Annotated in this window: 22 protein-coding genes; 10 read left to right on the top strand and 12 right to left on the bottom strand. The window is 42.2% G+C overall.

What is annotated here, in order from left to right:
- Positions 1 to 29 precede the first annotated feature (29 nt).
- Positions 30 to 1,406, top strand: coding sequence for an MATE family efflux transporter (locus tag QR42_RS05255; protein WP_039177690.1), 1,377 nt, complete (start codon positions 30 to 32; stop codon positions 1,404 to 1,406).
- 227 nt (positions 1,407 to 1,633) lie between these two features.
- Here QR42_RS05255 and QR42_RS05250 read toward each other — a convergent pair whose 3' ends face one another.
- The 4 genes from QR42_RS05250 to asnB form a co-directional block, all read right to left on the bottom strand.
- On the bottom strand, positions 1,634 to 2,473 hold the full coding sequence (locus tag QR42_RS05250; RefSeq protein ID WP_039177688.1) for a phytoene/squalene synthase family protein: 840 nt from the start codon (positions 2,471 to 2,473) through the stop codon (positions 1,634 to 1,636).
- The gene (locus QR42_RS05245; RefSeq protein ID WP_039177685.1) at positions 2,466 to 3,941 is read right to left on the bottom strand and encodes a phytoene desaturase family protein; all 1,476 of its coding nucleotides are present in this window, start codon (positions 3,939 to 3,941) and stop codon (positions 2,466 to 2,468) included. The genes QR42_RS05250 and QR42_RS05245 overlap by 8 nt, the downstream gene beginning before the upstream one ends.
- A complete protein-coding gene (locus QR42_RS05240) occupies positions 3,938 to 5,455 on the bottom strand; it encodes a phytoene desaturase family protein (RefSeq protein WP_039177682.1) in 1,518 nt (505 codons plus the stop codon). The genes QR42_RS05245 and QR42_RS05240 overlap by 4 nt, the downstream gene beginning before the upstream one ends.
- 147 nt (positions 5,456 to 5,602) lie before the next feature.
- Positions 5,603 to 7,444, bottom strand: coding sequence for an asparagine synthase (glutamine-hydrolyzing) (gene asnB, locus QR42_RS05235; RefSeq protein ID WP_039177680.1), 1,842 nt, complete (start codon positions 7,442 to 7,444; stop codon positions 5,603 to 5,605).
- 154 nt (positions 7,445 to 7,598) lie between these two features.
- Between asnB and QR42_RS05230 the strand changes: the two genes are divergently transcribed.
- Entirely contained in the window at positions 7,599 to 8,126 is a 528-nt protein-coding gene (locus tag QR42_RS05230; protein ID WP_039177677.1) for a DUF2777 family protein, read from the top strand.
- 38 nt (positions 8,127 to 8,164) lie between these two features.
- On the opposite strand, the gene QR42_RS05225 is transcribed toward QR42_RS05230, so the two are convergent.
- From QR42_RS05225 to cotG, 3 genes are all read right to left on the bottom strand, one after another.
- Positions 8,165 to 8,533, bottom strand: coding sequence for a YisL family protein (locus tag QR42_RS05225; RefSeq protein ID WP_034282135.1), 369 nt, complete (start codon positions 8,531 to 8,533; stop codon positions 8,165 to 8,167).
- A 92-nt stretch (positions 8,534 to 8,625) separates the two neighbouring features.
- Positions 8,626 to 9,531, bottom strand: a complete 906-nt coding sequence (locus tag QR42_RS05220; protein ID WP_039177674.1) for a fumarylacetoacetate hydrolase family protein — start codon at positions 9,529 to 9,531, stop codon at positions 8,626 to 8,628.
- A gap of 126 nt (positions 9,532 to 9,657) precedes the next feature.
- On the bottom strand, positions 9,658 to 10,320 hold the full coding sequence (gene cotG, locus QR42_RS19775; RefSeq protein ID WP_084096367.1) for a CotG/ExsB N-terminal domain-containing protein: 663 nt from the start codon (positions 10,318 to 10,320) through the stop codon (positions 9,658 to 9,660).
- Positions 10,321 to 10,526: 206 nt separating this feature from the next.
- On the opposite strand from cotG, the gene QR42_RS05215 reads away from it, so the two are divergent.
- The 8 genes from QR42_RS05215 to QR42_RS05180 all read left to right on the top strand — a co-directional run bounded on the left by QR42_RS05215 (position 10,527) and on the right by QR42_RS05180 (position 13,991).
- Entirely contained in the window at positions 10,527 to 11,621 is a 1,095-nt protein-coding gene (locus QR42_RS05215; protein ID WP_039177672.1) for a CotH kinase family protein, read from the top strand.
- A gap of 122 nt (positions 11,622 to 11,743) precedes the next feature.
- Complete coding sequence (locus QR42_RS05210; protein ID WP_039177669.1) at positions 11,744 to 11,905, top strand: aspartyl-phosphate phosphatase Spo0E family protein; 162 nt, start codon at positions 11,744 to 11,746, stop codon at positions 11,903 to 11,905.
- A gap of 126 nt (positions 11,906 to 12,031) precedes the next feature.
- On the top strand, positions 12,032 to 12,253 hold the full coding sequence (locus tag QR42_RS05205; protein ID WP_024425506.1) for a spore germination protein: 222 nt from the start codon (positions 12,032 to 12,034) through the stop codon (positions 12,251 to 12,253).
- A 14-nt stretch (positions 12,254 to 12,267) separates the two neighbouring features.
- The gene (locus tag QR42_RS05200) at positions 12,268 to 12,501 is read left to right on the top strand and encodes a spore germination protein GerPB (RefSeq protein WP_003210877.1); all 234 of its coding nucleotides are present in this window, start codon (positions 12,268 to 12,270) and stop codon (positions 12,499 to 12,501) included.
- Positions 12,502 to 12,531: 30 nt separating this feature from the next.
- Positions 12,532 to 13,146: a spore germination protein GerPC gene (locus QR42_RS05195; protein WP_039177664.1), complete on the top strand. Its 615-nt coding sequence runs from the start codon at positions 12,532 to 12,534 to the stop codon at positions 13,144 to 13,146.
- Positions 13,143 to 13,319, top strand: coding sequence for a germination protein GerPD (locus tag QR42_RS05190; protein ID WP_003210893.1), 177 nt, complete (start codon positions 13,143 to 13,145; stop codon positions 13,317 to 13,319). Before QR42_RS05195 ends, QR42_RS05190 begins: the two co-directional genes overlap by 4 nt.
- Positions 13,319 to 13,750, top strand: coding sequence for a spore germination protein GerPE (locus QR42_RS05185; protein WP_024425504.1), 432 nt, complete (start codon positions 13,319 to 13,321; stop codon positions 13,748 to 13,750). The genes QR42_RS05190 and QR42_RS05185 overlap by 1 nt, the downstream gene beginning before the upstream one ends.
- Positions 13,751 to 13,772: 22 nt before the next feature.
- Positions 13,773 to 13,991, top strand: a complete 219-nt coding sequence (locus tag QR42_RS05180) for a spore germination protein (RefSeq protein WP_003211468.1) — start codon at positions 13,773 to 13,775, stop codon at positions 13,989 to 13,991.
- 47 nt (positions 13,992 to 14,038) lie between these two features.
- On the opposite strand, the gene QR42_RS05175 is transcribed toward QR42_RS05180, so the two are convergent.
- The 5 genes from QR42_RS05175 to addB are packed head-to-tail and all read right to left on the bottom strand — an operon-like array spanning position 14,039 to position 26,143.
- Positions 14,039 to 14,338 (bottom strand): HNH endonuclease family protein, encoded by a 300-nt coding sequence (locus QR42_RS05175; protein WP_039177660.1) that lies wholly within the window; start codon positions 14,336 to 14,338, stop codon positions 14,039 to 14,041.
- Between the two features lie 19 nt (positions 14,339 to 14,357).
- Complete coding sequence (locus QR42_RS05170) at positions 14,358 to 17,753, bottom strand: AAA family ATPase (RefSeq protein ID WP_039177657.1); 3,396 nt, start codon at positions 17,751 to 17,753, stop codon at positions 14,358 to 14,360.
- Positions 17,750 to 18,925 (bottom strand): exonuclease subunit SbcD, encoded by a 1,176-nt coding sequence (gene sbcD / locus QR42_RS05165; protein WP_039177655.1) that lies wholly within the window; start codon positions 18,923 to 18,925, stop codon positions 17,750 to 17,752. Before sbcD ends, QR42_RS05170 begins: the two co-directional genes overlap by 4 nt.
- Positions 18,926 to 18,951: 26 nt before the next feature.
- Positions 18,952 to 22,656 carry a helicase-exonuclease AddAB subunit AddA gene (addA, locus tag QR42_RS05160; protein WP_039177651.1) on the bottom strand — a complete coding sequence of 1,235 codons (3,705 nt, stop codon included), beginning with the start codon at positions 22,654 to 22,656 and terminating at the stop codon, positions 18,952 to 18,954.
- The gene (addB, locus tag QR42_RS05155) at positions 22,634 to 26,143 is read right to left on the bottom strand and encodes a helicase-exonuclease AddAB subunit AddB (RefSeq protein WP_039177648.1); all 3,510 of its coding nucleotides are present in this window, start codon (positions 26,141 to 26,143) and stop codon (positions 22,634 to 22,636) included. Before addB ends, addA begins: the two co-directional genes overlap by 23 nt.
- Positions 26,144 to 26,152 lie beyond the last annotated feature (9 nt).

The following is a 26,152-nucleotide window of genomic DNA, read 5'->3' as shown; positions in this document are numbered from 1 at the left end:
ATCGGATTTATACGAAAGGGGGCTTTGTGATGAAATCTCAAACCCTGTCATATGAAAAGGTTCAAGCCAAAGATGAGAAAACGCACCCTTCATTATTTGCATTAACTTGGCCTATTTTTATCGAAATCTCTTTATATATGCTCATGGGGAGCGCTGATACACTTATGCTCAGCCAATACTCTGATAACAGTGTGGCCGCAGTAGGTGTAAGTAACCAGCTCCTGAATTTATTAATTGTCATGTTCAGCTTCATTACAACAGGAACGACCATTGTGATTGCGCAGCTTCTAGGAGCTGACCGCAAGCAGGAAGCGACTCAAGTCGCCTATGTCTCACTAGGGACCAACTTCTTGATCAGCTTTGTCATTAGTCTCCTCATGTTTATGTTAGCTGTTCCCATTCTGCACATGATGGGCTTATCAAGTGAACTCATGCCGGATGCGGCGGTCTTTTTACAAATTGTCGGGCTGCTTTCTTTTATTCAAGCGCTTATTATGACGTACAGTGCTATTTTAAAAAGCTACGGATATACAAGAGACACGATGTATGTCACCATCGGAATGAATTTGCTAAACGTTGCCGGCAATTATTTGGTCATTTTTGGTCCGTTTGGTTTTCCGGTATTAGGTGTCATGGGTGTTGCCTTTTCAACCTCGCTTGCTCGATTGATCGGATTGATGGCGATGATTCTCATTGTCCGCCGCCGAATTGGATTGCGCTTTTCGCTGAAGAGCATGTTTCACATCCAGCGGACGCATTTAAAAAGGCTGCTGAAAATTGGCATTCCTTCTGCTGGAGAGCAGCTTTCTTATAACGGCTCTCAAATGATCATTACCCTGTTTATTACATTTATGGGGACGCAGGCTTTAGCAGCTAAGGTCTACACTCAAAATTTGATGATGTTTATTATGTTATTTGGTGCAGCGATTAGCCAAGGGACACAGATTTTAATCGGGCGCCATATCGGAGCGAAAGAATTCGATGCGGCCTACCGCAGATGTATGAAAAGCTTATACTGGGCCATTGCGATCTCTCTTCTTTCTTCCACTGCTTTATCTTTATCATCGACGCATTTGCTTACGTTTTTCACTAGCAATCATGAAATCATTCAAATCGCCGCCACACTTCTCCTATTGACGATCATTTTAGAGCCGGGACGCTCTTTTAATATGGTCATTATTAATTCATTGCGGGCTGCTGGTGACGCGAAGTTTCCAGTGTATATGGCGATGATTTCAATGTGGGGAATCGGGCTTCCGATCGCTTACTTGTTAGGCATTCAGCTTGAAATGGGGCTCATCGGGGTTTGGATTTCTTTTATCGTGGATGAATGGGTCAGAGGCATCTTTATGTATAGGCGCTGGCGTTCCAGAGTATGGACGGAGTATCGTTTTTCTTCCACATAAAAAGGACTGCGGGGTGCAGTCCTTTTTAGATTGTTGACAAAGGGCTAAAATGATTTTGATTCTAGCCCTTTGTCTTCTTTTCAGCGTGATAGAAAACCTTTGCAATCTAGGAAGGGCGAGTACCGGAGTGGAGCGAATTTGACATTCGTGAGCACCGGAGCGCAGACCTGACAACGAATGCGAGGGTTTGTCTACACGCTGAAAGGACTGCGGGGTGCAGTCCTTTTTTACGTAATATCTTCTAAAATAAGTGCTTTTTCCTGTTTTGAAATAAATGCTCGCTCTGTAAAGACGCGGTATTCGTTTTCTCTTGTTTTATCTAAGATGGCTTTATAAAAGTGGGCTGCTGCTTTCACCGGTATACGTGAATATAGCGGGAATTCATGAAGATGGTCAAAAAACTCCTCGTAGTATGCCTCTGCCTCAAAAGCAATGTACTCCCAGACGTGCTGAAAAGCTTGATTGACAATCCCTTCCTTCAATTCTTGCTCTGTGTACCCGAATTGATCCATCACTTGCTTTGGCAAATAAATACGGTCTCTTTCAGCCTGATCTTCGCCGATATCTCGAAGAATGTTGGTTAGCTGCATAGCGATCCCTAACGAAATGGCTGCTTCTTTTAGCTGCTCTTTTTTACGCGGTGCAATAATAGGAAGGAGCATGAGTCCAACGGTACTAGCAACATGATAGGAATAGATGAGCAGTTCATCTAACGTTTCGTATCGCTGCTGCTCTAAATCCATCTCCTGTCCTTGGAGCAGGTCACGAAACGGGGCTTCATCCATCCGAAACTCTTGAAATGTATGCTCTAGCGCCACCCATATCGGATCATTCCGGTCTACCTCACCTTGTAAAAATCGATCAAACGTCTCCCGAAAGGATGCAAGGTCCTCTTGTGGCGAAGGCGACTCATCTACAATATCATCTGCTCTCCGGCAAAAGGAATACACGGCCCAGACGGCCTGTCTTTTCTTTTTAGGCAGCATGGAAAAGGCCCGGTAAAACGTTTTTGAATGGGTTTGAATGGTTTCCTCACACACTTTTAATGCTGTTTGTACATCAACCACTTAGCTTCACTTCCTTTCTATCATTCAAATCTTTTAGTAGTACAGAAGCCATGAGCTTCGCACTTTGCATCACGATCGGCACCCCGCCGCCCGGATGGATGGAAGCACCTGCCGCATAAAGATTGTCTGTCTCACTGACCTTCACTTGCGGGCGGAAGACACCTGATTGGAACAAATTAGGCGCAAGTCCAAAGCTGCCGCCTTCAAACAATCCTTCTCGCAGGGAATCATTTGGTGTCCTGACCTTTTGCCAGACAATCGACTCTCGCAATCCCGGAAAACCTCTTTTTTCAAGGACACCCACCATGTTCTCGACAAAACCTGTCTCCTCTTCCCAGTTGATATGATCTCCTGAAGGAACGGGAACGAGCATGTATAGAACACTGCAGCCATCTGGGGCAAGAGATGGATCAATGATCGATGGATTAAATGTATAAAATGACGGGTCTTGAGGAATCGTTTTCGTTTGAAAAACCTCTTTCATATGCTGATCAAAGTGTTCTCCCATAAAAAATTGATGAACAGGTGCTTCCTGATACATCTTATTTAAACCAAGATACACCATCAAACAGCCAGAGGACGGCACGTATTTTCGGCGATCTTGTTCGTCTAAACCAAACTGTTTTAACGCAGCTGGATAATCTCCATTAATCACAAATGCATCAGCGGCTACATGTTCATCATTCACTTTTGCTTTGACTGCCCGTTTTCCCTCAAACTCAAATTGCGTGACTTCTTCATTTTTTCTTACATGCACACCCATTTTGATAAGCTGCCCTTCCAATATATCTACTAAACTTGCATAACCGCCTTTTAAATAGTAAATTCCATGTGCGTGCTCACTATATGAAACAAGCGAATAAATGGCCGATGCTTCATACGGGTTTCCCCCAACATAGAGGGTTTGAAGTGCGTATGCATCTCGCAGGCGTTCGTCTGAGAAATATTTTTTCAGAGCGCTTTGTACCGTTCGATACGCCTTTAATTTCATTAAAATCTTCATATTGGCTTTTGTAAAAAATGTACGTTTTTCATGAAATGATTTTTCTAGAAAAGCTTTCTGCCCTTCTTGAAACCGGTCCGTCATTTCTTCCATAAACCTCTGGAATCCTTGATCTTCTTTTGGAAATACACGTCTGATTTCATCTAGCTGACGACGTGCATCAGAGTATTTCGTATAGGAGGTTCCATCTTGATATTGAATTGTGTACAGCGGATCAAGCTGCAACAGATCAAGAGATGATTCGTCAATTCCTACCTCATGTAAAATGCCTTTTAACATGTCAGGAAGTAGGACAATGGTCGGACCTTCATCTACTTTATATCCTTTCTCACGTACAAAAGCAAGTCTCCCGCCAAGCCGTTCATTTTTTTCGACAAGGGTGACATCATGTCCCGCTTTTTTCAAATAAAGCGCTGAGATCATTCCGCCAATACCGCCACCTGCAATCAATATATGTTGTTTCATGAGGCGCTCCCCTTTTCTTGATGCCGCATTGTTTTGTGTGAATGTTTCTCTTTTGAAAGAATGGCATTTGTCGTGATACGCGCTGATTCTAAAATGGTTGGCAGTCCGCTTCCTGGATGTGTTCCTCCTCCAACGAGCCAGCAGTGCTTTAATTCATCAAATTCATTGTGCGGCCTTAGGACCATCATCTGCGTGAGCTGGTGGCCAAGGTTAAATGTAGCTCCTTCATATACGTAAAGGTCTTCCTCCCATTGCTTCGGTGTGATCATCCGCTCAACTTCTATATGCTGCCTGACATTCTGAAAGCCGGTTTTCCGCTCCAATGTATCCAGCACTAGCTCTCTAAATTCATCTTGATGCGCTTCCCAGTCAATACCGCTTTGGTTATTGGCAACTGGAGCCAGCACATAAAGAGCTGATTTTCCTTTTGGAGCAAGTGAGTCATCAGTTACGCTTGCATTTTGTATATAAATAGACGGATCATCTGGCAGCTCATATGTTTTCGTAATGCCTTTGACGAATCTAGCATAATCATCGGAAAAAACAATGGTATGATGCGGCTCATCATACATGGTATCCAATCCTAAATAGAGCATAAAGGTAGAGCATGAGAATTTTTTCTTTTTTAGTTTTTTCTGACTGTATTTCTTTAAAAGACCTGGCTCGACAAGCCTTGTCATCACATGTGCAAAGTCTCCATTGACGACAACCTCATCTGCTTGTATTTCTTCCCCAGATTCTAAACGAATGCCTTTTACTTTCCTTCCCTCCGTGAGCAGCTTTTCGACGCCAGCTGACAGATGAATCTCTGCTCCAGCTTCAACCGCCGCCTTTGCCATCGCTTCTGACAGCTGATTGACACCGCCCTTCGGATGGAATACACCTGTATCATGCTCCATAAACGAAAGAATTGAGAACGCACCAGGGCATTCCCACGGCGACATTCCTAAGTACTTTGATTGAAATGTAAAGGCATATTTTACTGATTCATTCGAGAAATAGTCTGACAGTACATCATACAAACTTTTATTTAGCGAAAGCTGTGGAAGTGCTTTGATCACCTTCGGACGAAGGTAATGATGAAAGCGGTCCATTTTACTTTGTAAAATTGGTGTGAGCCGATCCATTTTGCGCTTTGTATCCTTCATAAATCTTAGATATCCTTCACCCTCACCAGGTGCAAAGGCTTCTAATCGTTTGTACATTTCATCGCGATCCCTGATCATATCCAGCTGATTGTCTTGAAAAATTAATCTATACATCTCTTTTAATTCAATCACATCGATATAGTCATAAAGATTTTTACCAGCAAAGGTGAACAGCTCCTCTGCAATATGAATCATGCTGAGAAAGGTAGGACCTGTATCAAACGTGAAATCACCAAGCTGAAACTTAGCATTACGTCCGCCGACAAAGGACTGTTTTTCGTATACATGAACTTCATGTCCTTTGCTTTGAAGCATCATAGCTGCCGCAAGTCCCCCTGGTCCCGCTCCGATCACAATGATTTTCATTATCCTTTTTCCTCCAAATTAATTCACTTTAAGTTAATTATACAAATTAGAAAGATTAGATCAACTTTTGATGTGCTCAAAAAGTCTCATGTTATGTATCAAAAAAGCCGGCTTCCTTTCAACAAATGCAAGAAAGCCGACCCTCTATTACGCTTCTATATCAATTCGATACGTTTCAAACCAATGATGAATCTGTGCTAGATGGGCAATCAACTGTGGGCCCTTCATGAGCTGGCCATACCAAGGCACATGAAAGGAAGCTCCTTCCGTTTCAATCAGCTGCTTTAATTGATGTGGATCTAAAAATTCGTGAAGTACAGAATCTTTTTGTGCGAGACAGTTTGTCAGCATCTCTTTCACAGCCTGAGTATAGGCTGGATGATGTGTTTTCGGGTAAGGACTCTTCTTTCGATAAAGCACTTCATTCGGTAAAATTCCCTCTAATGCTTTTCGTAAAACCCCTTTTTCACGATTTCCATGCATTTTCATTTCCCAAGGAATATTCCACACATATTCGACAAGGCGATGATCTGCAAATGGCACACGTACCTCAAGACTAGCACCCATACTCATTCGATCTTTTCGATCAAGCAGTGTTGTCATAAACCAGATCATATTTAAGTAAAAAAGTTCTCTCCGGGCTTTATCGACTCCAGTTTCTCCATCTAAAAGAGGCGTTTCTGCAACCGTTTCTTCATATTTGCTTTGCGCATATTCCTTAAGTGACAGCTTTTTTTGCCAAGAGTCTTGCAGGAGCTGCGTTCTTGCTTCTGTCGATCTCATCCAAGGGAAACTATTTGTTTCATTTGCCATGTGAAACCAAGGATAGCCGCCAAAAATCTCATCAGCACACTCACCTGACAAACCGACAACGAAATCCTTTTTAATTTCTCGGCAGAATATAAGTAAAGAAGAATCGATATCTGCCATCCCTGGTAAATCTCGAACCTCAACCGCTTCCTTCAAATACGCAGCCAGCTCTTTTTGACCGATGATACAGTTGTGATGATTCGTTTGAAATGCTTTGGTCATTTGATTAATCCACGGGCCATCAGCATTCGGCTGGAATTGACTTGCTTCAAAGAATTGATCATTTTCTTCGTAGTCAATGGAATACGTATGAAGCGGTGCTTTCCCTATTTTCTCAAAGTGCTTAGCGGCAATGGCAGTAATGGCACTAGAATCGACGCCGCCAGATAAAAATGTACATACAGGCACATCAGAGACAAGCTGTCTTGTCACGGCATCTGTAAAGAGATGCTTAATGTGCTGTGCGGTGTCATCAAGTGAGTCAGTATGCTCCTTGCTTTTGACATTCCAGTATCTCCACACGCGCAGGCCGTCTTTTGAAAAGGTCAAGGCATGTGCAGGTCTCAGTTCTTTTACCCCTTTAAACACTCCTTGGCCTGGTGTTCTTGACGGCCCTAAGCCAAAGATCTCCGACAGCCCTTCATGATCGACTTTTGCTTTGATATCAGGGTGAGCAAGAAGTGCTTTAATCTCTGAACCAAATAAGAAGGAATGATGACGTTCTGTATAGAAAAATGGCTTGACGCCGAGCCGGTCTCTCCCTGCAAATAACAATTCACGCTCACTATCCCAGATCACAAATGCAAAAATGCCATTAAAATGGGAGACACACTCTTCCTTCCATTCTGTATAGGCATGAAGAAGAACTTCTGTATCAGAATGCCCAAGAAAGCGGTGCCCCCTTTTTAACAATTCTTTTCTTATATCCTCCGTGTTATAGAGCTCTCCATTGTATACAATCGTATAAGCATGGTTTTGATGTGTATATGTCATCGGCTGCTTTCCGCCTTCTACATCTACCACCGCTAACCTTTTATGTCCGAAAAGAACATGCTCACTTTTCCACGTATTTGTATCATCTGGCCCTCTTTTAGATAATGTATCTGTCATTTGATTGATTACATGATCCTGTTGGATGAGCTGCTTTTTAAAGTCTGCCCAGCCTGTAATTCCACACATCATCATCAGCTCCCATCCGTTTTTCCTCAAGTGTTCTCATTCAGCCTTTCTTAGTTTATGCATCGTCTCCTTGATAGTTGATTTGTCCTTTTTTCCCGGCGTATAGGACAGGCTTGATTTGGTAAGAAAAGAAAGAGGAAAGGAGCTTTTGCAAATGGAGAATCGAATGAAGCAGCTTGAACGCTGTAGCAGAAGATGGTGTAACGGGTATTTGCTCATTGAAAACGGGCATTGTTTGATTGAAGATGAAGAAGGAGAGATCATGCTGCCAGAAAGTCTTCAAAGCACAATGATCTGTTTGAAGGAAAATGACCGATGGACAAAAGGAGAATTGCTTGGTTCCATGGTTCTTCATGAAAACGGGCAGCTAATAGAAGTACAAGGAGGAGAAAAAATTCAATATACGGCGTCCCTTGCCAAAGGCTGGCTCGATCTTCTCTTGTTCGTACCGGAGAACGTCTTTGATCACATCCTTGAGCAGGTAGAGCAGCTTGGTTTTTCCGTCTATGATTGTGTCTTCTCTTCCTTTCATTCATTGCAGCGCGTCTCTTTCTTTCAGTTTTCGGCAGATACGCAATCACTTGCACTTCAATGTCACCATGACCCTGCCTCCAGTCACATTCGTTTTGAATGGACCACTTCAGATGGACAACGGATCGTTTCACAATTTGATGCCACATAAAAAGGACACTGCTTCGTATAAGCAATGTCCTTTTTATATTAAAAGATATGGAAACCGATCGGCAGACGTAAACCGAGAAGAATGGTCACAATCGCAAATACGATAAAACCAATCAACACACCAGTCACCGATTTTCCTTTTTTCTTGCGCACTAGGACCATTTCCATGAAACCGATCACTAGGATACCGAGAATCATTTTTCCGATATACTCGCCCCCGAAACCTGGAATTTTCATTCCTGTGCGAACATACAGCTCTACGCCTGTTGCGATAATGATCAAGTAGAATAAGCGAACGATCATGTGCACAATTTTAGCGCCTTTGTCGTTTTTACCTGCTAGAGCAAAGGCTACGAAGAATAAAATAATCCCCAGCACCCATGCTGTGATATGTAAATGTGTTCCCATTTGTGATTTCCCCCTTTATCAGAACAAGTACCTTCTCATCGTACCACGAAATAAGTCGAACACAAAGCGACAATCCTGTGTCATCACGTGCTTTATTTGACGTGATTTGTCAGCGTCCCAATCGGTTCAATCGTGATGTCAATTCGATCTCCAGAAGCTAAAAACTTAGGCGGTTCAAAGCCCTTCCCTACCCCAGAAGGTGTACCTGTTGCAATGATGTCACCTGCTTCTAGCGTCATCCCTTTTGAAAGAGTGGAGACGATGTTCTCAATTGTGAAGATCATTAATTCCGTACTGGCAGACTGACGAACCTCTCCGTTTACCTTTGTTTCCACATGGAGCGCACCATGATCCTCGATCATTGATTTATGAACGATATAAGGTCCTATAGGGCAGGTTGTATCTAAGCTTTTGCCAATGAAAAATTGTTTGTGTTTTTTCTGCAAATCTCTTGCCGTCACATCATTTAGAATGGTGTAACCGAATATATAATCTCGGACCTCTTCAGGAGCAATGTTTTTCCCTGATTTGCCCATCACGATAGCAAGCTCTCCTTCATAATCCAATTCACTTGTCACATCTTCATGAAGAAGAATCTCATCTTCGTGTCCAATGACAGAAGTAGGTGCCTTTGTAAAAATCATCACGTCTTTAGGAATATCCGCCGCACTTCCCATTTCCATAACATGATCTTGATAATTCTTTCCGACACACATGATGTTTTTAGACGGCTTTGGAATCGGGGCATGGAGTTTCACGTCCGAAAGCGGATATACATAAGAGCCGCGGTCTTCTTCTTTTTTCTCAGCCCAATCAAGAAGCTGCCCCACATGTTCTACAAACTTGTCCCCCATTTTGATGCACTCAGATAAAGAGTTTGGCAGAGTCTCAAGCTCAAATAATTTGGCTTCTGCCTTTTTGACGTCCATCACCCATTCATCATCAATGACTACCCCAATAAACATGCTGCTATGTATCTCACCTGTAAAAAACTTCATGTCTTCCCCTCACAATCTTCATTTCGCTAAGTTATGATGTCTCATTTTATTTCTCTATGAAATAAAAAAAACCCTTTTTTATCATACTCTCTTTTAAAAAGGGTTTCAAAAATGATGATTGAATGCCTAGCGGAAACGGCGGTATTCCCACATATTTCCTTGGTCCCATTTACGCTCAACATTTCCTGTTCTTTGAGAACGATGCTTTTTCTTTCTACATCTATGGCAAGATCGGCTGCGTTTATGGTGATGAGAACGTTTAGATCGATGGCTACGGCGTGACTTGCGGCTCTTCTTATGATGTGATCTGTGCTTGCTGCGATGTGATTTACGGCAGCTTTTCTTATGATGTGATCTGTGTTTGCTGCGATGTGATTTGCGGCAGCTCTTCTTATGATGCGATCTGTGTTTGCTGCGGTGTGACTTGCGGCAGCTCTTCTTATGATGCGATCTGTGTTTGCTGCGACATGACTTTTTCGGTTCGCTCTTTTTGCTTCTGTAAGATTTCTTGCTTTTATATGACTTTTTACTCTTCATGCTTTTCTTCGAACGATAGCTTTTCTTAGAGCGATAACTTTTCTTTGAACGATAGCTTCTGTAGCTTTTTTTACTGCGGCGTGATTTACGGCGTCCACCACCAAAGAACCAATGACCGCGATTTGAATGACGAGAACGAGCTGACTTATGCGAACGTCTCGATTCTGGTTCACGATCTAAGTGATGATCACGTCCCTCACTTCGAAGTGAAGCCACTGCATGTTCAATGTGTGAATGATCAAATGTACTCACGAACAATTCCCCTCCCAGTCTATGCTGCGACAAAACAAACAGACAAAGCTGTTTATCTTCTCTGCTTTATGTTACGAGACTCGGTAGACAAGTGTTCGTGACGAATGCCTCTTTCCTTTAAAACTCCATGAATACCTACCAGCCGGTACAGGACATTCCTTCACTTTCATATTGTAAAGAAGAGCATATAGGAGGCTGATGAACGTATGAACACGGAACCTTTAAAACAACTTGATATGTGGATTCATCCAAAGGACCTGATTGAACTAAAAAAAGATATTTGGAACGATGAACCTGTTGAAGCTATTCTGAAAACAGGCCAAATCAAATCACATATTTATGCTTCATACCGCGGTTCACACATTAGAAAGCTTAAGAAAAAGTCCTATCAAATTGAATATCGAAAGCCAAAACAAAGACAAGGCGAATCCATCTTTCATTTAAATGCAGAGTACAATGACCCTTCGTTTATCCGAAACAGACTATCTTTTTATTTCTTTGAGCAGATGGGGGTGCTTAGTCCAGCCGCTTCTCATGTGTTTCTCACCATAAACGGAAGAAAAGAAGGCATTTATTTGAAAATAGAATCCGTCGATGAGTTCTTTCTTCAAAAACGGCAGCTTTCAGGAGGCGGCATTTATTATGCGGTTGATGACGACGCGAACTTCTCCCTTTTGAGTTCTTTTGATAAAAAGCCAAAAAAGCACCTTCTTCTCGGATACGAGAAAAAAACGGGGACGTCTCAACATGATCAGCAGTTGAGCGAATTTATTTACTTTCTCAACACAGCAAGAGATGACACTTTTGCAGAAAAAATTGAACAATACCTAGATGTAACACAATATTTTCGCTGGCTCATCGGTGTGGTATGCACACAAAACTTTGATGGTTTTGTTCATAACTACGCTCTTTATGTGAATGAACAAGGACGGTTTCAAGTACTTCCTTGGGATTATGATGCAACATGGGGTCGTGACATTCATGGTGAAGAAATGGCGTTTGATTACATCCCATTAAACGGCTTTAATACATTAACTGCTAGATTACTAGATATCCCTTCGTTTAAAGAGGCCTATTACACACTTTTCCAGCATGTACTCGATACACATTTTGTAGAAGACCGGCTCTGTCCAATCATAGAGAAATGGCATGAATCGATTGTGGACCGAATTGGAGATGATCCATATACGAAAGATCGAAAAGACATCCTGCCATCTGAACGAGACTTAATCCGGCAGTATATCAACAAAAGACGACGTTATTTACAGGCTGAGATCAGAAAAGAGAAATTTGGCACGTAAGAACTCTTTCGAATTTTGTCACTTTATTACTCATATTGACGAAACAGCTTTTTTTATAGAAAAATAGGGTATACTAACCATATCCTTCTATTTGATAAAAAATGTGAGAGTTGGCGTCCGTTATGATCAATTATGAAATTGAACAAAAAAGATTACATTTGATTGAGACTGCAAAAAAATTCGGGATGAATGCCGAAGAAACCATCAGATGCAGTCAAGAGCTTGACATGCTCTTAAATAAAGGCATCAAATCCACCTCTAAAGATTGCTCAAAAAAAGGGTAAGCCATACATCTAATTCCTCTCATGAAAAGCTTTCAAAAAGACAATCACACATTAAAAGACCCATCATAAGCTATGGTGAAACGCCCAAAACAAAGTGCCCTAATTTTATAAAGGATGTGCACCGCTATGCCGGCTATTGTGGGAGCCTTTAAAGTAAATGCCGTCGGAACGAGCGGAGTCGTTCATGTTGGAGACTGTATCACCATTTCTCCAAATAGTCAGGTTAAAACGTTTGCTGGCGCAGGCAGTTTTAATACAGGTGATCAATTGCAAATTAGCAACTACAAAAGTGTGACAAATACGTACGACAGTGATGTCATAGATCAACCGCTTGTTGGTAACTTGTAAGGAGTGAGGATCCGTTGAACTTCTATATTAATCAAGCGATACAAATTAATTATTTACGTGTGGAGTCTGTGAGTAACTCCTCTGTTCTGCAAATCGGGAGTGCTGGATCCATCAAAGCCCTTTCCAACCTGTATAACACGGGAAGCTACGTAGAAGCAGCGCCTGCCGCAGCAGGTACACAAGGAATTGAAGAATCTCAAGGCGCAAGCACAGCACCTTTTGTACCGCTTCAGTCACCAACAACTTAAGTCATCTGCAATCCCCGGAGGTGTAGGTAAATGTATGATTATCAGAGCAACGCTTCACAAGTATATGGCATCATTCAAAAACAATCGCAACAAATCATGATGCTTGAAAAAAGGCTTAACGAGCTTCAGCAGGAAATACAAATGATCAAAGATAAACCGACAACGAATATAGAACGGATTGATTATCAATTTGATCAACTGAAAATCGAACGGCTGGAAGGGACGCTGAATATCGGCCTCAACCCATCTGATCCAAACAGTGTTCAAAACTTTGAAGTGGGCCAAACAACAACCCCGGGAATTGGAATGATGCAGCAAGAAATGGCTGATCAATTTTTCAATCAAACACGGCAGCTTGTCGATGCATTTTTAAATGAAGAAGCTCCAGAACTTCTTGAAGAACTAGAACAGCGATATGAAGGATCCCTCGATGAAAGCAACAAACACCATATCATTGAGGACATTCGCAAGCAAATTGACAGCAGGATCAAATACTATGCGGGACAGTTACCACACCGGGAAGATATGACACCGTTGCAGCGTTCAGAGCAAATTGCTGAATATGTGAAGCATGATGTAAAGCGGGCGATTGAGCACTTTTTAGCCCATATTCCAAGTGAAACGAAAGGAGAGGAAAACGGATGAATTTCACAGTTGTCAACCGCAACATTGAGACCGGAAGCATTAAAGTAGTCGGGGTATCGTCTTCTTCCTTATTTATCATCGGGGACACAGATCATGTACAATTATCCTCAATTTTCGATACACCGCCAGAATCTCTGATTATTGGCCCGTTTGTTCCTCTAGCACCTCGATAATGATCAAGCGCACATCTCAAGTGAAGTTCTCAAAGGTGAATTCTGTCGGGATTTCGAGTGTGGTTCAAATCGGTGATACTCAGGAGCTATGCCCGAAAGTCAAGGTGTTAGCTGTTCAACGAACCATTAGTTTGTTTTATGGCTATGAAGCAGAAAATTTAGATGCGAAAGAATTTGAAGTGTATTATGAGCCTATTCCATTGATGCTGCCAGAACGATCAGTGAGAACAGCCTTTTACCATGAAAAGCCTGTGATTAAAGTGTCTTCCATCCATGTAGAAGGGGTATCATCGTCCTCTGTCTATCAAATCGGCTCTACTTGTCGAATGAATGGCGTTGCGCGAGTGAAGCATATTAGGGAGCTATTTAGCAATGATGAAAGTCCGCAAAACTCACAAATGGACCTACCTGCGCATATGATGGTGATATGACTTCGAATAAAGGATGTCGATTATGCCAGCAATTGTCGGACCCATTTACATTAACTCTATTTCTGGAGGCGTCGTAAACGTCGGTGACTCATTCTACCTGTCGCCTAAAAGTTCGTCAAAATCTGCTTTAGGCTCTGGAGCGGGGAATACCGGAGATTTCTTGATATTAAATAATGGCATTAGCGCCACCAACTATGTGGATCCTGACTTAAACGATCAGAATATGGTAGGCAATGCATGAAGCAGCTCCTCTACACCCATTTCAAATAGAGGAGCGCTTTTTTATGCTTATTTCTTTCTGCGCTGTCTCGATTTTTTTGTTTTAACCAGCTTGCTTGCCGGCTGTTTCCGAATCCATTTGATGTACGAAGCAAGCTTTTCATCCTGCCTCAGTGCATCAATTGTGTTCAAACGTGCGGCAAGCTCCTGGTTTGTAAAAAGGGCATGTACTTGTTTATGACAAGGGATGCACAAGAAGGCAGTCGGTAAAAAAGCACCACCCTCTTCTCTTGGCGTTAAGTGATGTTCTGTGAGCAGGACATCTTGTCTTCCGCACAGCTCACATAATCCAATTGTTTGCTTTGCCACCGTGTCATCACCTCAATATTTACATTAATTCCATTGAGACTGTTGTCCCTTTCCCGCTTGGATCTGCTGGATGGACAATCAGTTTCTTCGGCAGCCGCATTTTCAATTCTTCCACATGGCTGATGACACCAACAGCTAAGTTTTGGGATTGTAATTTCTCTAATGCGGTAATGACCGTATCAAGCAAGTCTTGATCAAGGGTACCAAAGCCTTCATCAAGGAAAAAGAATTGCAGCGGAAACTCACCTCTCAGCTGAATCTGCGCTGAAAGAGCTAGTGCAAGCGCAAGCGACGTCAGGAAGGTTTCCCCGCCGGACAAGCTGGACACTGGACGTCTGACACCGCCATTCGCATCATCGCGCATGACAAAGCCGCCTTCTGAATCCACCTCAATCGCATACCTTTGTCTTGTCAAAATACCAAGACGGGCAGATGCATCACGACTGACACTTTCCAGCTGTTCTTCTGCTAAGAACTCAACAAATGTATTTCCTTTAAACACAGTTTGCAGCTTATCAAGCCGATCAATTTCTTGCTGCAGCTCCGCTAAGCGTTCATGAATACTTGCAAATCGCTGGTGATTTTCTTCCATCACACGCAGATGTTCATAAGCAGAGCCGCTCATCACTGTTGCTTCTTCTAATGCCTTTTCTGCCGCTTCTTTCCTCAGTTGAATATCAGTCCACTGCTCTTCATCTAGTGACTCATCTTTCAGCAGTTCAGAAATTCGCTTTAAGTTTGCGGCACATTGCTTTCTTTTATCCTCAAATTCATCAATTTCTTGTTTAACTGATTGACGTACTGCCTGATTCAGCAAAGCAGATTCAATCTCTTGAGGCTTATCAAAAGGAGAAGACTCCGATTCTTTATCCCATGCTGCTCGTGCTTCTTGTTTTCTTCGTTCAGCCTCTTGAAGCTGACGCTCACTGCTTGAAAAATGGCTTTGTGCTTGACTAAAGAGCTCCTGCGCATGCTGTAATTGCTTGTACGATTGCTGTTCCATTTCATTCAGACGAACAAGCGTGTGTTCAACCTCGATCAGTTCTTCAGAAATGGAGACAGCTTTTAATGGATACCGCCCTAAATCTGTTTCATATTGATGAATGAGCTTTTCCTGACTTTCCAGCTGATGCGCTAGTTTATCAAGTTCCTTCTCCACATCGTATATGGCTGTTTGCAGCTGTTCTTTTGCCTGCTGTTTTTCTTCCAAAAATGAAATACTTTTCTCAATCCGCTCTTTATAGCCTTCCACTTGCTGGTCCTTTGCATCTATCTGCTTTTGCATTTCTTGTACTTGATGCAATGTAAAGTGCGGGAAGGCCTGTTCAAATTGAGATGTTTGCTCTGAAAGCTCAGATTGAAGCTCCTTGATCAGCCCGTCTAATTCTTCGATACGCTGCTGTTCAAATGTCATTTGATCTTTTATCTTGTTTATCTCTGCTGCTTGATCATGTGTTTCATCCATTAAACGAGCTCGTTTACGATCAACTTCTTGAATATCTTGTTTCAAGCCTTTCCATTCTTGCATGAGATACTGCAAGGACTCCGGATTTTGCACTGCTTCTACTGCTGCTGCCACTTCCGCACCTGGAGCTTTCTGAGATAAAAAGGCAAATTGTTTTACTAATTGATTAGCGTGCGTTTCCAATAGCTGCTTGGCGGCATACATGTCTCTTGTGTATTCCTCTGCCCGATTAAGCTCTGTGTCCATCCGTTGAATCACTTCATCGATTTGTGCCACTGTTTCTTCATGGTCATTGTTTTCCAATGCCTTTGGGTCATGATGAACCGATCCACAAACAGGACATGGCTCACCATCTACAAGCTCTGCCGCTAATTCTTTTCTTAATTCCGCCGCCCTAACAGCATCACGCTGTTTTAATTTTTCGAGCTTCTGACTTTGTTCTCTTTTACTCCATTCTGTAAAAGCCCGTTCGAATTCACATACATAGAAATAGAGCTGTTCAATCGCTTGAAACGATTGGTCTATTTTTTCATGATGGTCTTTTTGCTGTTTTTGAAGCTTTTCAAATGCTGCTACGGTCTGTGATGATCGCTTTTTGAGCTCCTCCATCTTTTGTTCTTCCTTGTGTATGCTTTGATGTATTCTTTGAACATTTTCGCTTAAACGCAAAGCATCCTGTACACTTTTCCGTTCTTTTACAGAGACTTGTAATGACTCCAGCTCACGCTTCAGCTGTGTTTGTTTTGCCAGGGCACGTTCTAACAATGATTGGAGATTGTCTGCTTCTTCTTTTTTTTGTAATAATTGCTGCGCTGTATTATTTTTTCTCTGTTCGATTGCCGTCTTTTCCTGAAGAGCCGCCTCTTTTTTTCGTTCAATTTCCTTTAGCTGAATCAGCTGCTCTTTCTTTTGGAGAAGTTCCGGCTCAGTTTCTATTTTCTTTTGTCTGGCTTGCTCATAGTTCTGCGTCATTTGATCATAGATCGATCGTTGATGCAGAAGCTGATTTTCTGCTTCCTGCTTCTCTTTTAATGCTTGAGAAAGCTGATTTTCAGCCTTTGTTAATGCATCCGCATAGGGCTTTAATGCCTCTGCCTGCTCAGCAATATGAAGCTTGGCCTTTTTTTCTTCCATTGATGGTGCCAGTTGATTCAGATGGTTTAGTTCCGTCTCATAAGCTTCTTGTTCTTTTTGATACTGCCAAATTGTTTGCGCCTTTGTAAAAGCAGTGAACGCCTCATCCCGCGCTTGTTTTTTCTCATGAAAAATAGCCTTTGCCTGCTCTGCCGCTTCCTTTGCCTTTGCGAGCGCCTCTGGACCAGCTTCACCTAAACCATTCAGCTCAGCAAGCAGTTCATTTTTTTGTCCATACTGATTCTGCGCCTTTGCACGCAAACGTTTGACGAGCTGATCCCCATACTTTTCCAGGTTAAACAAACGCTGAAGCATTTGTCGTCTATCGGCTCCTTTTAAGGAAAGAAATTCTGCAAACTTCCCTTGGGGCAAGACAACCGCACGCGTAAAATCATCGATGGTTAACCCGAGTAATTCCTCTATTTTACGATTGACCTCACTCGCTTTATCTGCAAGGACTGTCTGCGTATCACCAATTTCAATCAGACGGCATAGTGTCGTTCTGACTTTCATTTCATCCGCCCGCTTAAAAGCACGTTCGACTTTATAAGAAATATGGTGTTCCTTCTGCAAAGCGAACGTAAAGGAAACTGACAGTTTCTCTTCCGCTTGGTTCAAAATACCATGTGTATTATTTAACGCACGTTCCACTTTGCCATAGAGTGCCAGGGTCATCGCGTCTAATATGGACGATTTTCCGCTTCCTGTCGGTCCAAAAATGCCAAACACACCTGCATCACATAATGAGCTAAAGTCAATTGTTTGTTCTTCTCTGAAGCTATGAAGTCCTTTAATGGTTAGCGTAATCGGCTTCAAGTCGCTTCCTCCTCTTGCATTTCATTGGCGAGCTCCAAAAACAGCTTAACTGTTTTTTCATCAGGAAGTCCGCCGCCTGTCTGGCGCTCATAAAATTTCACGAACCGCTCTTCGATCGAGAGCTTTTCAACTTGCTTTTGTTCTTCCAATTGCTGCAGTTCTTTAAATTTTGGTCTAATATGAACAAACCCGCTATGCTGCTTTCGGAGCTGATGGATCTCTTCTATGGAGAGCTGATCTGTTAAATGAATCTCTAAATCAATCCATGCCTGAAGATCCCGTTTTTCATCCAGCCACTCGTGTACTTGACTTAGTCCCTCTGTCGCCTTCCATTTCACAAGTGGTTTTCCGCTTGATAACAACACTTCTTTCCAGCTTGCTTTTTCATTAGGTTTTGCCTCAACAATCGTGACTGATTTGGCATATCCTGATTCAGAAAAGCTGTAAGCAAGAGGTGACCCGGAATAGCGGGCGATCGTTTTGGCACGCTTGATGGTTTGCGGCCGGTGCAAATGACCAAGGGCCACATAGCAGGCTGCTTCTGGCAGACTTTCAGCCGCAACGGTATATGCACCGCCTACTTCAATCGGTCTTTCTGAATCTGTTTGACTTCCTCCTGCCACATAAATATGGCTCGTTGCGATATTGACCGTATCGGCTTGAAATTGAGTGCTTAAATGTTGAAATGCTTGCTGTATTTTTAAATTGTAATGATCACGAAGCACTTTCTCTTCAAATGTTTCAGCCAGTACCTCGTTTAGTCTCGCTTCAGACGGATAGGCGAGTGCTGCAATGGATAAACGTTCACTCGAAGAAGGAACATCGACGCGGATGATATCATTTGTCGGATATCCAATTAAATGAATCCCCTGATCATTTGTTAAAGGAGATGCGGCGGATAGTCGATCCGGATTATCATGGTTGCCTGAGATGACCACGACCTGACGTTTTCCTTTATCAGATAAGGCGGATAGACTTTCATAAAAAAGCTGCTCTGCTCTAGCAGGCGGATTCACTGTATCAAAGGCGTCTCCAGCCATGACAATGACATCAATGTGTTCGTCTTTTACGATTTGATACAGCTCATCTAAAAACTGTGCTTGCTCATCAAGCCGGCTTCGGCCTTCAAGGGTTTTTCCTAAATGCCAATCCGCCGTATGCAGAATCCTCATGTGATTCACCTCTCATTCCGATACATTTATAATGAAATTTCTAAATTCCCGTCAAAGAAATAAAGAATTTTCTCCTCTAATGTTCTGTTTGTTAAACGTTCTACTGCTTTTGCATATAACGCTATTTGAGTTTCATAGCGCTTTTTCAATATAGGCACAGCTGCTTCAAGGCCGCCTGTAAATCTTCCTTGCACTCTATCGGTTTTATAATCTAGTAAATATAGCTTTCCGTCCGTTTCAAATAAACAGTCAATCATCCCTTGAATAAGGACAGGCTCCCCCTCTGCATCAATATGGCTGTATACCTCTTTAACAGGTAACACCATACTAAATGACACTTCTCGTTTCACCCAATCCGCTTTTCGCAGCTTTTGACCAATAGAAGTAGAGAAGAAGGCTGCAATTCCTTCTTGATCAATTGACTGGACTTGCTCATTTGTTAGCAAGTCTCGCTGCTGTAAGGAATGGAGCAGCTGCTGTATACGTGAATCATCGTAGGGCTCGTCAGAAGGAAGCGCAATATGCTGCATGACTGTGTGCATTGCGGTGCCTTGCTCTGCGGCAGTGAGTGCTTTTTTCTTCATGAAAGCCGGCCGGTCATACAACGTGGCACGAGCTTTTCGAAGAGAAGAAGGAACACTGTACTCATCCTGTATTTCTTTCATTCTCTTTATCTCGGAAACAGACTGCTTTGTGCCGACTTGTGAGGCCGCTAGATATGGGTATCTCCATGAAAGTCTCTCTGCTACTTTCTCATCAGCATCACCATATTCTTCAACAGGCAGCCCCTCCATCAAAGCTTGTACCACCTCGTCTTGCTGCTCCTTTTCAAGTGACATATCTTCTTTTAGAAGATCGGAAGCTTGAGTAAATGAGATTGTGAATGCTGATGGATGCGAAAGAACAACATCACCTGTTTCTTCTAAAATAGATGACATTGCTTGGTGACGGATGAGAGCAGGACCAATAAAATCTAAGTATGTTTTCGATTGATAACGTTCAAAATCAGGGAGCAGCCAATCTTCTCCGGTTGCAGCATTTTGCCATTTGCTTAATGCTTTCACCTGATTTTTGACTGAGCCGACCAGAAATAATTTTTCCTTAGCCCTTGTGAGCGCCACATATAGAACTCTCAGCTCTTCAGATAACAGCTCTTTCCTCATCTTTTTTTTCATCGCTACAAGCGGTAATGTTGCATAACTAATTCTCAGCTCAGGATGGATATACTTGCTTCCAAAACCTAGCTCTTTATCAAGTAAATAGGACTGGTTTAAGTCCATCATATTAAAGTTCCTGCCGAGTCCTGCGGTAAAGACGATTGGAAATTCTAACCCTTTACTGCTGTGAATTGTCATCATGCGAACAACATCTTCTGTTTCACTGAACGTTTTTGCCGCACCAAGATCATCTCCACGCTCCTGCATTCTTTCGATAAAACGAAGAAAACGGAACAGTCCTCTAAAGGCAGCTTTTTCATACTGCTTTGATCGATCATAAAGAGCGCGGAGATTCGCCTGTCTCTGCTTGCCTCCAGGCATCCCGCCAACGTAATCTAGATACTGCGTATCGCGGTATACTTCCCAAATCAATTCCGCTACTGAATGATTCATCGAGAAATCACGCCATTTACGCAGCAATCTGAAAAACCGTTCTAGTTTTTTGCATGTAGGGTGATCTGAATGAGTCACACTCATAAATGCCTTCACAGCATCATAATAAGTGCCTTTTTTATCACTCGTGCGAATCATTGCCATTTCATTTTCGTCTAAATGGACAAGTGGTGATCTTAATACAGCTGCAAGCGGGATATCCTGATATGGATTATCGATGACTTTTAACAGAGAAAGAATGACAGACACCTCTGTTGCTTCAAAATAACCGGAAGAAAGATTCGCATACACAGGGATTCCCTGTTTCTTCAATTCCTCCATCATTTGCGGGGCCCATGGCATAGAACGAAGCAAAATCACAATATCCCGATACTGCAAGTTACGGGTCATTTGCTGTTTTGCATCGTACACTTGAAATGGCTGCTCCACCAATTCTCTTATTTTTTTAGCAATGACTCTCGCTTCAAGCTGTACGGTCTCTAGTTCTTCTCGCTCTTCGTCAGTTTCTGCTTCCTGTTGATCTAAATGGACAAGAAGCATTTCTGTCGTTGTATCTTTACTTTCTGGATAACTCGCTCCAAGCTTTAATTCAGCTTGTTCATCATATTCAATTTCTCCAACTGTTTCCCCCATCAGCTGTTTGAACAAAAAGTTCGTACTGTCTAACACATCTGAACGGCTTCGGAAGTTTTTATTTAAATCGATTCTCTTCCCTGTTTCTTTGCCGTCTGATGTAAATTGTTTATATTTGTTTAAAAAGAGCATGGGCTCAGCCAGTCTAAAACGATAAATGGACTGCTTTACATCACCAACCATAAACAGGTTGCCGTCTGCAGCATATTCCCCTTTAGATACAAGTTTTAAAATCGTTTCTTGTACAAGGTTTGTATCTTGGTATTCATCAACGAGCACTTCTTCAAACTGCTGTTGATAGTACTTAGCCGCTTCTGTTTCGATCAAATTTCCTTCTGCATCCTGCTCTGCTAAAATGCGTAAGCAATAATGCTCTAAATCCGAAAAGTCCACGATTGATTTTTCTTGCTTCGCTTTTTCGAAACGCTGTCCAAATTGGATGACAAGCTCCACAAGTGTTTCGACCACCGGCTTCATTTCAGCTAAACTCTTCAAATGCTGGGCTGGACTGCGCATAAAGTATTCATCTTTAAGCTTTTCTAATTGTTTTTTTGCTTGATTACGTGCATCTGTGGCTTTTTCTAACAGCACAGGGTCATATTCGTCCCCTTTACATGTTTTGAGCCTTTTAAAATTGATGTTTGGCACCAGCTCGTAAAGCTTCTCAAAATCATCTTGGTGCCTGATTAATTCATTGACTTGCTCTAGATCATCTATAAAATTTTCTGCTCTCGGTGCCGGGCCGCCCGGTTCTTTTGATAGGGCGAGAGCTCGTTCAAGTAGTTCCAGACAGCTTCGAAAAACGAGAGAAAGGTCCTCTTTGATATATGGGTAAAACGGTAATTGTTCTACTTTTGTTTGAACATCTACATCATAAAGAGAAAGAAATGCCCTCATCCATTGCTCAGGTGAAGGGTGAGATCTGGAAAACTCATAAATTTTCTTCACCAGCCATTGCAAGTCTAAATCATGACGGTCAGAAGTATAGCGATCAACCAGTTCAAAGAACGATGGCTTTCCAGCCTTATATACATCCTCAAACAGTTCATCCAACACTTCATCTCCTAATAATTCTCCTTCTGTTTGATCAGCCAAACGGAAGCCTGGATCAAGGTCAATTTCATAATAAAAGGTGCGCAGAACCTGCAAACAAAAAGAGTGCAAGGTAGAAATATTGGCACGATTCATGAGCGACAGCTGTCTTCTCATATGAAGAGACCCGGGGTTTTTCGCTAATTCCTTTTCAAGTGCTTCTGTGATCCGATGCTTCATCTCTGCCGCAGATGCATTTGTGAAAGTCACAACGAGCAGACGATCCACATCAACTGGATCTTCTGGACGGGTCATTTTTCGAATCAGCCGTTCAACCAAAACTGCTGTTTTACCTGACCCTGCTGCCGCCGCAACAAGGATATCTTGTCCTTCTGAAACGATCGCTTCCCACTGGTCATCCGTCCAAGTACTGTTATTCGGTTTTGGTATTTGCATACTGATCCCCTTCTTTTTTGATCCGGTCTATCACAACATCATCCTTTTCAGATGATAGCACTCTAAATTCATTATCCTCTACCAATTCATCAAATTGGCAAATAGACTTAAATGAACAAAAGCGGCATGGTGTTTGATCCTTCAATTTATATGGATTAATGGCTACTTCACCATTTGTAATTCTTTCGCCTGCTTCTTCAAATGTACGCCGAACGTGCTGTGTGAGTATATGGAAATGATCTTCACTTAAAACAGCAGAATCAGAACGGAAAGATCCGTCCTTTTTCAAACCGGCTTGAATGACTTGTGATCTTCCTGATTCAAGCGTTTGATCCATTAGCTTTACCGCTTCTACATCTTCAAGCAATAGACCTTTCATTTTAAATTTCTTGAATATTTCCTGCTCAATTTCATCCTCTGCAAGCGGAATCGGTGCTTGAATGAGCGGATCATGGATATGGAAATATAAAATGCCAGCTGGCGTTGCTTCTACACCGAGCCATTCCTTCGAATACGTAATGGTTAAATCTAAGTAAGTGAGCATTTGCAAGGCAAGCCCATAGTATACCTCTGCTAGATCAAGACCTTTCTCACTCGATTTGTAGTCGACGATTCTCAACAGCAGCCCTTTTGAACCTTCTGCTTTATCTACTCGGTCAATTCTTCCGACAAGCTCCATCGTGCAGCCATTTTTCAATTGAAAAGTGAACGGCGGAAGAGGTCCTTGGCCGCCAAAGCCTAACTCAAGTCCAACGGGAGAAAATCCACTCACTCTTGCATGCTCACTTAAGATAGAAGAGACTCGAATTAAGATTTTCTGGAGTTTTTCTTTAATATAAGCATGCCGATTAGAGCTTAAGAGGATTTCCTTTTGAAGACGCGGAGCAAGCTGTTCGATTGCATGTCTTGAATAATTGACACAGTCATCCTTCGTTAAGTTTTTCCAATCCTTTTTTTGTTCAACAAGCGTATCTGAAATATGCTTTAAAGCCGAGTGAAACAGCTGGCCGATATCGGGTGCTTCCAATTTATAAAATTGCCGGTCCTTTAGTTTTAACCCGTGGGAAGCAAAATGAGAAAATGCACACGCATTGAATTTCTCCATTCTTGAAACACTGCCTTGAATGTGATCACCGTAAAGTTCTTTTGTGACGTTTGGTTTTAAGCGCTTTGCTCGATTTGTAAAAAACAAACTCGACAAGATGTTTTTTGATACATCCCGATGAGTTGACGTTATCAAATAATTATAAACACTCCACCATACACCACTGATGGGATATTGGTTGAGCCATTGCTGCAGCTGCGAGACAGTATACGATAACGAGACATGCTCATTCGCTACAAATTTTAATTGCTCCTCGTCATCCAGCTGTTCCGGGTCTAACACATACAAAGCATGCTGATGATTTGGCATAAGCTCCTGACAATACTTGATAAGAGTTGAAGGCAATAAAGAGCGCCCCTCTTCATCTGACACTGAATAAGACAGATACAAATGATGAGATGGACTCGACAGCGCCTGGTAAATTAAAAATTGCTCATCTAGCAGCCGTTCCTTTCCTGTCTCTGCCAGCTCTGCTCCTGCTCGTTTTAACCATTCCCTGTCATCCTCAGACAAAACACTTTCGTCAGAAGGGCGTGCGGGAATAACGCCATCATTTACCCCAATGATAAACATACACTTCACTTGATACATTCTTGATAAATCCATACTTCCGATAAATACTTGGTCGAGTGAAGGCGGAATTAAAGCGAATTTTAAAGAGGCCAATCCTGTATCCATCATTTGCTGGAATAAAGGAAATGAGAGCTCCTCATCACCGAGCATTTCAACAAATTCATCCATTAATTGAATAACAGCATCCCATACTTGTCCATGCTGCATGGCTTCAGCTAATCTACCTGCTTCTTCTGCTTCCAGCCTAGCTTTTTCAAGTTTATCTGGCACTTGTATTTCCTCTAAAAAGACATAAACTGCCTCCACCATGTCTTTTACGTTTTGCGCTTTTTTCAGCCTTTTTTGCAATTGGAAAAGCGGAGGTGCAATCCATTCCTTTACATCATTCAGCATCTGTTCCATTTCAATTTCTTGATCTGTTTGTCCAAAATCCTCATCTAAAGATTGGAATCGTCTGTAGTGGAAACGGGAGCCGTTTGTCCAGCGTTCTCCTTTTACACCATAAGCAATACAGTAGTTTTCAAGCTGATCTGCCTGTTCTCTCGCTTTGTTTTTGGCAAGTTCGAGCGGAAATAAGAACTCTGTTTTCACGCAGCGAAACACGGCCTCATACCGCCAGTTTCCTTTTATGACATCCAAGCTCGAACGAATCAATTCAATAAGCGGGTGATACTGCATTGATTCATTTCCATCAATAAAAAAAGGAATATCGTAATCTCGAAAAACCTCTTTTAACGTATCTTTATAGTCATCTACATGCCGTGCGACAACTGAAATATCTCGCAGTCTAAGTCCTTCTTCTCTCACTAAATGAAGAATTTCTCTCGCTACTCCCTCAATTTCAGCTCGTTTACTCGCACTTTTAGACACTGTGAGATGAGGGGTTACTTCCTGATATGGCTGCACCGGTCTCTGCTCATATTGGCGTTCTAAATAAGCAAGATCTGGCGTATGAAGATGCCGGTTATTTCTCTCCAAAATGTGCTCAGAAATGACCGCTCCGCACTCTTTGGCAAGCTGATAGAGCTGGAAATACGTTTTACCAGTCATACGAAATAAATCAAGTTCATTTGGCTGCTTATCATGGTAGGAACGATCCACTGTGAACGCAGCCGTTATTTTCTCAGCATGAAGCAGAAGCTGTTCAATGACGAGAAGCTGCTGCGGTGTAAATTGATAAAAGCCATCTATATAAATATGTGCTCCTTTTATTTCTTCAGATAGAGGAATTTGCTGCGTGAGAAGCGTCAAATAGTCTTCTGAGTGCACATATTCATCTAGTAAATGCTGCTCCATCTGCTGATAAAGAACATGCAGATCATGCAATTTTTCGCCTGCCCGTCTTTCTTCTGTATACTCTGAATGCATGCTCGATAATGAAATTTTTTCAATATCCTCCGGCAGCATGCAGTATCTTTTGAACTCAGCCATCGTCTTTTCGATTTGCTCGACAAAACCTGGCTTATCACTCGCTTTTTTGAATACCTTAAACTTTTCTTTCTCTTCTTCAATTACTTTTCTTAAAAGCATTTGAATTCCTGTGCTTGTCACAAATTGCCGGTTCGCTCCGCCAGTCTGCTGTAAAATAGACCAAGCAAGACGCGTGAAACTAAATACTTTGGCCCTAATCATCCCGCCAGCTTCAGACGTTTTTGCAAGCTCGTATTCCATTAAGAATGTCATTTGATCCGGGACTAAAAAAATGATTGGCGGACCCAGTGGATCTAGCCGAAGCTGTTCTTTGATTTCCTCTAAGATTGCAGTCGTTTTTCCACTCCCCGATCTGCCTGCTAAAAACTGAATCTCCACGCTCCACAA

Origin of the sequence: Bacillus sp. WP8 (genome assembly GCF_000800825.1) — a bacterium.
Classification (GTDB): Bacteria; Bacillota; Bacilli; order Bacillales; family Bacillaceae; genus Bacillus; species Bacillus safensis.
The sequence above is the reverse complement of the archived record's forward strand: the minus strand, read 5'-3'. Positions and strand labels throughout refer to the sequence as shown.

Coding starts and splice junctions, on each gene's coding strand:
- QR42_RS05255 (WP_039177690.1), top strand. CDS start 30: ATGAAATCTCAAACCCTGTCATATGAAAAGGTTCAAGCCAAAGATGAG.
- QR42_RS05245 (WP_039177685.1), bottom strand. CDS start 3,941: ATGAAACAACATATATTGATTGCAGGTGGCGGTATTGGCGGAATGATC.
- QR42_RS05240 (WP_039177682.1), bottom strand. CDS start 5,455: ATGAAAATCATTGTGATCGGAGCGGGACCAGGGGGACTTGCGGCAGCT.
- asnB (WP_039177680.1), bottom strand. CDS start 7,444: ATGTGTGGAATTACAGGCTGGGCAGACTTTAAAAAGCAGCTCATCCAA.
- QR42_RS05230 (WP_039177677.1), top strand. CDS start 7,599: ATGGAGAATCGAATGAAGCAGCTTGAACGCTGTAGCAGAAGATGGTGT.
- QR42_RS05225 (WP_034282135.1), bottom strand. CDS start 8,533: ATGGGAACACATTTACATATCACAGCATGGGTGCTGGGGATTATTTTA.
- QR42_RS05220 (WP_039177674.1), bottom strand. CDS start 9,531: ATGAAGTTTTTTACAGGTGAGATACATAGCAGCATGTTTATTGGGGTA.
- QR42_RS05215 (WP_039177672.1), top strand. CDS start 10,527: ATGAACACGGAACCTTTAAAACAACTTGATATGTGGATTCATCCAAAG.
- QR42_RS05210 (WP_039177669.1), top strand. CDS start 11,744: ATGATCAATTATGAAATTGAACAAAAAAGATTACATTTGATTGAGACT.
- QR42_RS05205 (WP_024425506.1), top strand. CDS start 12,032: ATGCCGGCTATTGTGGGAGCCTTTAAAGTAAATGCCGTCGGAACGAGC.
- QR42_RS05195 (WP_039177664.1), top strand. CDS start 12,532: ATGTATGATTATCAGAGCAACGCTTCACAAGTATATGGCATCATTCAA.
- QR42_RS05190 (WP_003210893.1), top strand. CDS start 13,143: ATGAATTTCACAGTTGTCAACCGCAACATTGAGACCGGAAGCATTAAA.
- QR42_RS05185 (WP_024425504.1), top strand. CDS start 13,319: ATGATCAAGCGCACATCTCAAGTGAAGTTCTCAAAGGTGAATTCTGTC.
- QR42_RS05180 (WP_003211468.1), top strand. CDS start 13,773: ATGCCAGCAATTGTCGGACCCATTTACATTAACTCTATTTCTGGAGGC.
- sbcD (WP_039177655.1), bottom strand. CDS start 18,925: ATGAGGATTCTGCATACGGCGGATTGGCATTTAGGAAAAACCCTTGAA.
- addA (WP_039177651.1), bottom strand. CDS start 22,656: ATGCAAATACCAAAACCGAATAACAGTACTTGGACGGATGACCAGTGG.